A 7,919-nucleotide genomic window follows, 5' to 3' on the forward strand; every position below is an offset into this window, starting at 1 on the left:
ATGTAACTCCCATTGAATATGAATTAAATTATTACCAAGTTTTAATTGCGGCTTAAGGTCTTAAAAAAACGTCCGGTTTTTATTTGTAATTCCACATTGACCGAGGAGCAAAAGCAAGCCATGAAGAAGCAAGCTAAGCAGCGTGCTCGCAAAAAGAAAAACAATAATAAAGGATAAACAAAGTTTAAAAAGTACAGGTATCTCTCCTGTACTTTTTTTAAAGCATTAAAGTTGGAATTCAATCACTACCGCTTCGAAACAGGGAGGCTTTGTTGTAACACACAGCTTTCAAAAACAATCTGTTCAGCCCCACCAACAACTAGAACATCACTTAGCATCAGACTAATGAAGATAAATCTAAATCCGATGAAATTTATAATTATAATAACGCTTAGCCTCTTTTCTTTTACTATTGTTTGCTCGCAAGAAAGCTATGTTGATTCCGTGCTAAATGAGGAAATGTATTACGATGAATCTGACGTATTTTACATGGAGTTTGACAGCAATAAAACATTTCATTTTATGTATGCCAACGGTAGCTATAATAATAAGTCCTTCTATGCTGGTCGCGAAGTTATGAATCCACAATACTTCTTGTCTGGTCAGGTATCCTATTTTAATTCCAAAGGTTTTTTTATGGGTTTGGCAACAAGTTCGGGCACATGGTTCAGTACCAACAACGATGCGAACTATAACAATAGCCTAACATTGGGTTATGGCAAAGCACTAAAAAAACACAAGTGGTTTCGATACAATGCATCCTATAGCCGATATTTCAGTTTCAATAATGGCTTCGATTTCTCATCCACTTACAGCAATAATTTACATCTGGGTGTGGGCGCTAAACATAAATGGTTTGGCACAAGAGTTGGCCTTAACTATTTATTTGGTGAAGCCTCAAAAGCTACTTTCAGTTGGGATATCTATTCATCCATTACTCTACTTAAAATGAGTACCTTCAACAACATTAAAGTTGAACCCGAAGTATCTTTCTTTTACGATTCGGAACTTGTTGAACAAATAAATACCGACAACTCCCTAAGCTACACAAACGAGTTTGGATGGATGAATACAGAATTGACATTGCCACTACAGATAAACATCAATGATTTTGACATTGAATTGGGCTATACCATCAACCTACCACGTTCCCTCGATCCGAATTATACCTACAATACAACAAGCTTTTTCTCTTTATCCATTGGTTACATATTTGAACTATAATTCTACTAATCATTAATCAAGGCTCACTTCGTAATGAAAACGTTATAATACTGGCAAATCTGCCATACTTATTCAAGCGCAATAAAGAATTGGAAGGTTTATTAGACAAGAAAACAAAAGACTTATTGCAAGACATTATGCCCAACAGGCACTGAAAAATAAAAAATGGAGTGATCGCCTACTTCCGATTCAACCCAAATTTTTCCATTCAGCTGAGTTGTTACCTTTTTGCAAATAGCCAAACCAAGTCCCGTACCGCGATAGAGTTTATCAATATTATCTTCTAATTTGCGGAAACGGTCAAATATTAATTCCCTTTTATCATCCGGAATACCAATTCCTGAGTCACGAACAAAAAATGTGCATGAGCCATTTTGCTCCTCAATACCTATTTCAATTTCACCTTGTTCGGTAAATTTGATGGCATTATCCATTAAATTATTTAACACCTGCTTTATACGTACAACATCAGAATAAATCTGATCTCCATCCCAGGCTTTTTTACATTTAAACCTTAACCCTTTTGTAGCAACTGCAGGTCGAAACTGTTCATATACCTCATCCAAAAGTTCATTTACTACTATCTTTTCCTTGGCAATGATTACTTCACCTGATTCAATGCGTGATAGTTCCAATACATCATCAATAATAACCAGTAAATCCTCACCATTACGTTGGATGACATCCACAAACTGTTGACGTGTCTCTGCATCTAAATCGGTATCGCTCAGCATGGTTGAAAAACCTATAATGGCATTCATTGGTGTTCGTATTTCGTGGCTCATATTGGCCAAAAAGGCAGATTTCAATTTCTCTGACAGTTCTGCTTTTTCTTTTGCCTCAAACAACTGACGCGTACGCTCCTCTACCCTGGCTTCCAATTTACTGCGGTGCTCTTCTAATTCTTCATTCTGTTTCTCAATTTCATTCTTTTGCCGCTCCACTTCATCACGTTGCACCATTATTTCTTCCTGATGGTTCGCCAGATCTTCATTCTGAGTAAGTACTTCGTGCTGTCGTTCTTCCAATAGCTCATTAGCTTCGCTTAGAGCAAGCGTGCGTTCTTTTATTTTTTTCTCCAGCAATTCCTTTTGCCTGCTTAGTCGTAATGTTCGCCACCTTATAAAAGCAGTGATTATACCAATCAATAGAAGTACATAAAGGAGGTAAGCTGGCCAAGTACGCCAAAAAGGCGGTGCAATGAACAGGTACATGACCGTTTCATTAGCATTCCACACTTCATCATTATTACTTGCCCTAACTCTGAATACATACTGCCCGGGCGGTACATTGGTATAGGTTGCAATTCGATCTTCAATGGGCGATACCCACCCCTTATCAAAACCATCCAATTGATGCTGATAGGTATTTTGCTCCGTTAATGAAAAGGCCAACGCTGCATACTTAAAAACAAAGGAGTTTTCGCCATGACTTAAATAGATTGAATCGGGAGATGTATATTCATAAAACTCTCGAAGCTGATGCCTCTCTTTCTTACTTAAGCTATCTGATTGATTTGTAAACGACAACTCCGTAATAACCACTTTGGGTGGCATCTCATTTTTTGCAATTTTACTGGTATTGAATAAATTAAAACCACCTAATCCACCAAAAAACATTAAATCATCAGTTAAATGAAGGGCATTCCCAGTGGTAAATTCTTTGGTCTGAACACCATCGAGGGTAACAAACTCTTCAAACTCCCAGGTATTCGTATCAAAACGTACCAGACGACTGGAGGTACTAAACCATAGCTCATTTTTAGTATTCGATAAAATGGCAAAACAAACGTCACTGGCTAATCCATCCTTTTTAGTTAAGCGCTTGAACGTACCGGCTTTTCTATCAAATAAATTTAAACCAGCTGCCGTTCCCACCCAGAAATTCTCATCCTGATCGAAATGCAATGAGATGACTCTATCACTACTTAAGGACGAGGCATCATTCGACTTGTAACGAAACGATTGCTCATACTTTTTTGATAAGGTATCAAAATAGTTTAAACCACCACCATCACTACCAACCCATAAATTACCACTTTCATCTTCTTCGATGGCCCAAATCAAATTGACCAGATGATCAGCACTTTTGTCGGGATAAGGCGCATACAATTGAAAAGTTCCTTTTTTCTCATTAAAACATTCCAAACCAGCTCCCGTTCCTAACCAGATATTACCTTTACTATCTTCATGAATAACACGTACGTATAAATTAGATAAAGATGTGTTGGAACCTTCTTTTGTAGAATAATGTTTCACCGTTTTATCCTTAAAATTAACCAGACGTAATCCGTCGAAGGAACCAACTAAAAGATTGCCTGAACTTAGGACTTGGAGTGAAAGAATAAAATCATGATTGATGCCTTCAGATAATAGCAAAGGATGCGTTTCTACAAATTCATTAGTAATAAAATTATAGGTATGAAGGGCTTCTCCCTGAACGGCGATTAAGAAAGTAGAATCCGTCATTTGCTCAGAGGCATAAATGGCCATGTTCTGATGTTTTTCATCCGCATTTTCAAGTGTATAGCCCCCTATCTGCTTATAAAACGGATCTCGATAATTTAATCCGTCGTAGGTTCCCACCCATAGTATTCCCGTATCATCCTTATAGAAAGCCGAAACCATATTATTAGACAAGGAATAGGGATTTCGCCATTGTTTTTGAATGTGCGTGTAAGAATTATAATCTGGACTTACAATATAAATACCGTCACCCAAAGTACCTATCCATATACTACCGTCGTCATCCACAAAAAAGTAATAATGATCCAAGGTCGAAGGCGAAAAAGAGCTAGCTAATTTATCATTTAAGGAAAAAGAAGATCCATCATCTGTATTTAAAATAAATAAACCAGCATTGGTGGTTCCTACCACTGCCTCATTAGCGTTCACCTGGCAAATTGTACTTGAATAGTCCTCATTGCCATCGGCAATTAAGGAATAATCAACAACCGAATGTGTTTCACTATCCAACAAAAAAACATCTCCTCCACGTGAAGTAATCCACACTTTATGTTCTCCAGCCTTAGTTAAACCTACAATATGCGAAGGGAAATCTCGGCTATAATTATTAAAGGTTTTAAAATTTTCAGTTTCCAGTGTAGTAATATTAATCCGGTACAAACCATTTCCCCAGCTACCGGCCCACACATATCCTTGCGTATCGATAAATAAGCCAGTAATTAAAAGCGCAGTCAACTCACTTTCTGAAACGGGATTATAGAGAATACGAGTGACCTCACCAGTTCGTACATCCATTCGGTTTACACCATTGGGAGTTCCTATCCACAAGTTTCCAAGCGAATCGCAAGCAAGGGCTCTAATAATATTATGGGTTAAGGTGCTTGAATCAGCTTCGGAATGGTAATAGCTTTTAAATTCGTAACCATCATATCGATTAAGTCCATTGTAGGTTCCAAACCACATAAAACCGCTCTTATCTTTGACAATGGATGATATATTGGCCTGCGAAAGACCATCTTTCACACTCAGGGAACGAAAATAAACGGATGCACTTTGTGCTCCAGCCCCCAATGAACAAAGCATTAGCAGGATAAACAAGCATAGTCTATTTTTTTTACCTAGGAGCACGTTGATGTTTTTAAGAGCGATTAGTTAATCAGCACATCCATAAATATAAAAAAAATAATTCTACCTGTACTATCACTTTGACCAACAATGAATCTTATGGGGTGAAAATAAGATTTGAGTACCCAGTGCATAGTACGAAGTCCCGAGTAGATTGTCCGGAGTGCGAGGTTTGAAGTCCGATGGAATTATCTGAGGAATTAAGAATTATAACGATTGCAATAAGCAAAATAAATTACCAATGATTTACTGTTACATTTATGAAGGGTACGGTCTTAGCCTTTTATTTTGCCTATTCATTCAGCAAAACACGAGCTTGATAAAAAAAGGGTCTTTCGTACAAGTTGTGCAACTATTAGCAGTAAGAAGCATGCATTACACACTACTCTGGCCATACACCTACTTTATACCAATTGTATTCCAAAATGATTTCTCCCTAGCATTGCATTGTTTGTTTAACAAATTATAATACCTTAGTAAACACAAACAATAGTGATTGTTTAATGTATGTACACATTAACAGTGCCTATAGAAAATAATCGGGATGTCACATGCCGAAACAGGTCATATATTGATATATAAGGACTATAACAGAAGATATAAATGAATTGTAGCTCATTTGAGGGGAAGATAAAGCTCAAAACATATTGATTAATGAGCCTAAAACAGTATCTTTATGAGCTTTAAAAGCTAGAATGATTAATAATAGAAAGCAACAAGTAATCGATTTTATAAAAACTAATGGTCAAAGTTCTTCAAAAGAGATTTTTGATGGAATTGGTGAATCTTTTAGCTATGCCACATTAAAGCGGATTCTTACTGATTTAAAAGCTAATGATTATTTGTTGACAAAGGGACAGGGTAAAGGAACTAAGTATCTTTTATCACCAGCTTATGAATTGATTAGTCCGATAGACATTGAAAAGTATTACGAAAAAGAAATTGATGAGCGACAAATCATTGAGAATTTTAATTCAGAAGTAATAACTGAAGTACTAAAGAATTACAATTCCTTTACTGAGAGTGAATTGGGTAAAATGGCATTGTTGCAAAAGGAGTATCAAAAAAACATATCGGAACTATCAGAAACTGAATATAAAAAAGAACTAGAAAGACTAGCAATAGATTTAAGTTGGAAGTCATCACAGATAGAAGGAAATACATATACACTTTTAGAAACTGAACGATTATTAAAAGAAAAAGAAACAGCCTCAGGAAAAACAAAAGAAGAAGCTGTAATGCTTTTAAACCACAAGGATGCTCTTGATTTTATAATAGAACATGATGATTATTTAAATCCATTAACAGTTCCAACGATTGAGGATATCCATAGCATTCTGACAAAAGAATTAGCGGTTGAAAGAAGTTTAAGGAAAAGACGGGTTGGTATATCAGGAACCAATTACAAACCACTTGATAATGAATTTCAGATTTTGGAAGCGCTCAGAAATACTTGTGATGTAATAAATACCAAAGACAACATATTTGAAAAAGCACTACTCGCACTAGTTCTCATTTCTTATATCCAGCCTTTTATGGACGGTAATAAAAGAACTGCAAGGATTGTAAGTAACGCAATTCTAATGAATTATGATTACTGTCCTTTATCATTCAGAACGGTGGATTCCATTGATTATAAGAAAGCAATGCTACTGTTTTATGAGCAAAACAATATTTCAAATTTCAAGGAGATTTTTATAAATCAATTTGAATTTGCAGTGAGAACATATTTTTAGAATCGAATAAAAACGAGCTGCAATCGAGTAGCTCGCCCCACTAGCAGACACTAGCAGGGAGAGGCTCTCAACACCGCACGTACGGGTCTCGTATACGACGGTTTAGCAAGTTATGGGGAATCGAAGATCGACGAAGTCAATAATGAATCACGTCTAACCGGCGTGATTTGTCGATAGATTTCATTTAAAGGAAGATAACCTCTTTGTTTCAAACTATTAAATGTAATAGTCGTTCCAAAATCGGACTCTGTGAAATAGCCCAACCACCCATTATTCATTCATGTATATTTGAATAAGCATTCATGATTCGCTTCGCTTAATTCGTGTTCGACTCCATGCATATGCCATCACTTAAAAAAAATCAAAGACACACTAAAAAACATATTTATGAGTCTAAATCGCTATGGTGCGAAGTAAATGAGCGTAAAACTGCAATTCCTTTCTTACTCTCAAAACTTAATCCTATTTTTAAACAATAGCTGGCAGCCTAAATAGTTTTTAGACAGGCTGCCGTTGTGCCGCATACAAAAAGAGACCGCTATTCAGATATGGAAGCATTGAAAAATATTCTACTTTGTCAAGTAATGATTGGATTACGATTCGACAAAAATTTTCTTGCAAAGAAATCTCTAAGAATGAGTTGATTTTAGAGGAAGGTAAAAAATGTCATTCTTTTTCATTTATTGAATCTGGCTTGCTGAGGTATTTTTTCTATGAAGATAGTTATCGGGAGACAATTGAAAGTAAATTTAATCATATGAAACGAGCCATGAGAAAAGTTTTCTCACACAGGAGAATGACTATGGTGGCGAGTTCCATGTGGCCATTGAAAAATAAAATATAGACACATGAAAAATACATTGATAATATTTGTTTTTGGAGTATTTGCAGCAAATTTATTTGCTCAACCAACAACACCAGTTGAATATGGACTAAAACATTATAACATAAATAGCTTTTCATTAGGGGAAATAAATTTTTATGTAACCATAAACCAAATTGAAGAAACTAAACCTGTATTAATTCTTCTTGACGGCTCAGGTCATACACCAATTTATTTACTACATAAAACAGACAATGGATATTCTAACATAACGAGTACCATACCATTTGATTATAATGAATTATCTCATAATTATCATGTCGTTTTAATTAGCAAACCTGGAACTCCTTTTTTTGATAGTATCCAAGTTAATTCAAGTGATGGCTTTATTTAATAACGAAGGATTAGTGAGTCGAGTAATTAATATTGCAAATAATATATAGAGTTGTTGGTAAGCATTCGGGCTCATACGTCATGAATGCTCAATAATTTTAGTTAATGCGAGACATTCCAACATCAGGTAGAATCCATGGACAATTCTCACCA

Annotated in this window: 5 protein-coding genes; 3 read left to right on the forward strand and 2 right to left on the reverse strand. The window is 35.8% G+C overall.

The window, feature by feature from the left end; all coding sequences use genetic code 11:
- Positions 1 to 366: 366 nt before the first annotated feature.
- A complete protein-coding gene (locus tag ACRD7B_RS22260) occupies positions 367 to 1,224 on the forward strand; it encodes a hypothetical protein (protein WP_430826875.1) in 858 nt (285 codons plus the stop codon).
- A gap of 122 nt (positions 1,225 to 1,346) precedes the next feature.
- Here the strand turns inward: ACRD7B_RS22260 and ACRD7B_RS22265 are convergent, their stop codons facing one another.
- A complete protein-coding gene (locus tag ACRD7B_RS22265; protein WP_430826876.1) occupies positions 1,347 to 4,772 on the reverse strand; it encodes a ligand-binding sensor domain-containing protein in 3,426 nt (1,141 codons plus the stop codon).
- A 737-nt stretch (positions 4,773 to 5,509) separates the two neighbouring features.
- On the opposite strand from ACRD7B_RS22265, the gene ACRD7B_RS22270 reads away from it, so the two are divergent.
- Entirely contained in the window at positions 5,510 to 6,550 is a 1,041-nt protein-coding gene (locus ACRD7B_RS22270; protein WP_430826877.1) for a Fic family protein, read from the forward strand.
- A 110-nt stretch (positions 6,551 to 6,660) separates the two neighbouring features.
- On the opposite strand, the gene ACRD7B_RS22275 is transcribed toward ACRD7B_RS22270, so the two are convergent.
- Positions 6,661 to 6,828, reverse strand: a complete 168-nt coding sequence (locus ACRD7B_RS22275; protein WP_430826878.1) for a hypothetical protein — start codon at positions 6,826 to 6,828, stop codon at positions 6,661 to 6,663.
- Between the two features lie 570 nt (positions 6,829 to 7,398).
- On the opposite strand from ACRD7B_RS22275, the gene ACRD7B_RS22280 reads away from it, so the two are divergent.
- Positions 7,399 to 7,767 (forward strand): hypothetical protein, encoded by a 369-nt coding sequence (locus tag ACRD7B_RS22280; protein ID WP_430826879.1) that lies wholly within the window; start codon positions 7,399 to 7,401, stop codon positions 7,765 to 7,767.
- Positions 7,768 to 7,919: the final 152 nt, after the last annotated feature.

Origin of the sequence: Carboxylicivirga fragile (assembly GCF_050589805.1) — a bacterium.
Classification (GTDB): domain Bacteria; phylum Bacteroidota; class Bacteroidia; order Bacteroidales; family Marinilabiliaceae; genus Carboxylicivirga; species Carboxylicivirga fragile.

Excerpts from the sequence above, each read along its gene's own strand:
- ACRD7B_RS22260 (WP_430826875.1), top strand. The coding sequence starts at position 367 with ATGAAATTTATAATTATAATAACGCTTAGCCTCTTTTCTTTTACTATT.
- ACRD7B_RS22265 (WP_430826876.1), bottom strand. The coding sequence starts at position 4,772 with ATGCTTTGTTCATTGGGGGCTGGAGCACAAAGTGCATCCGTTTATTTT.
- ACRD7B_RS22270 (WP_430826877.1), top strand. The coding sequence starts at position 5,510 with ATGATTAATAATAGAAAGCAACAAGTAATCGATTTTATAAAAACTAAT.
- ACRD7B_RS22275 (WP_430826878.1), bottom strand. The coding sequence starts at position 6,828 with ATGAATAATGGGTGGTTGGGCTATTTCACAGAGTCCGATTTTGGAACG.
- ACRD7B_RS22280 (WP_430826879.1), top strand. The coding sequence starts at position 7,399 with ATGAAAAATACATTGATAATATTTGTTTTTGGAGTATTTGCAGCAAAT.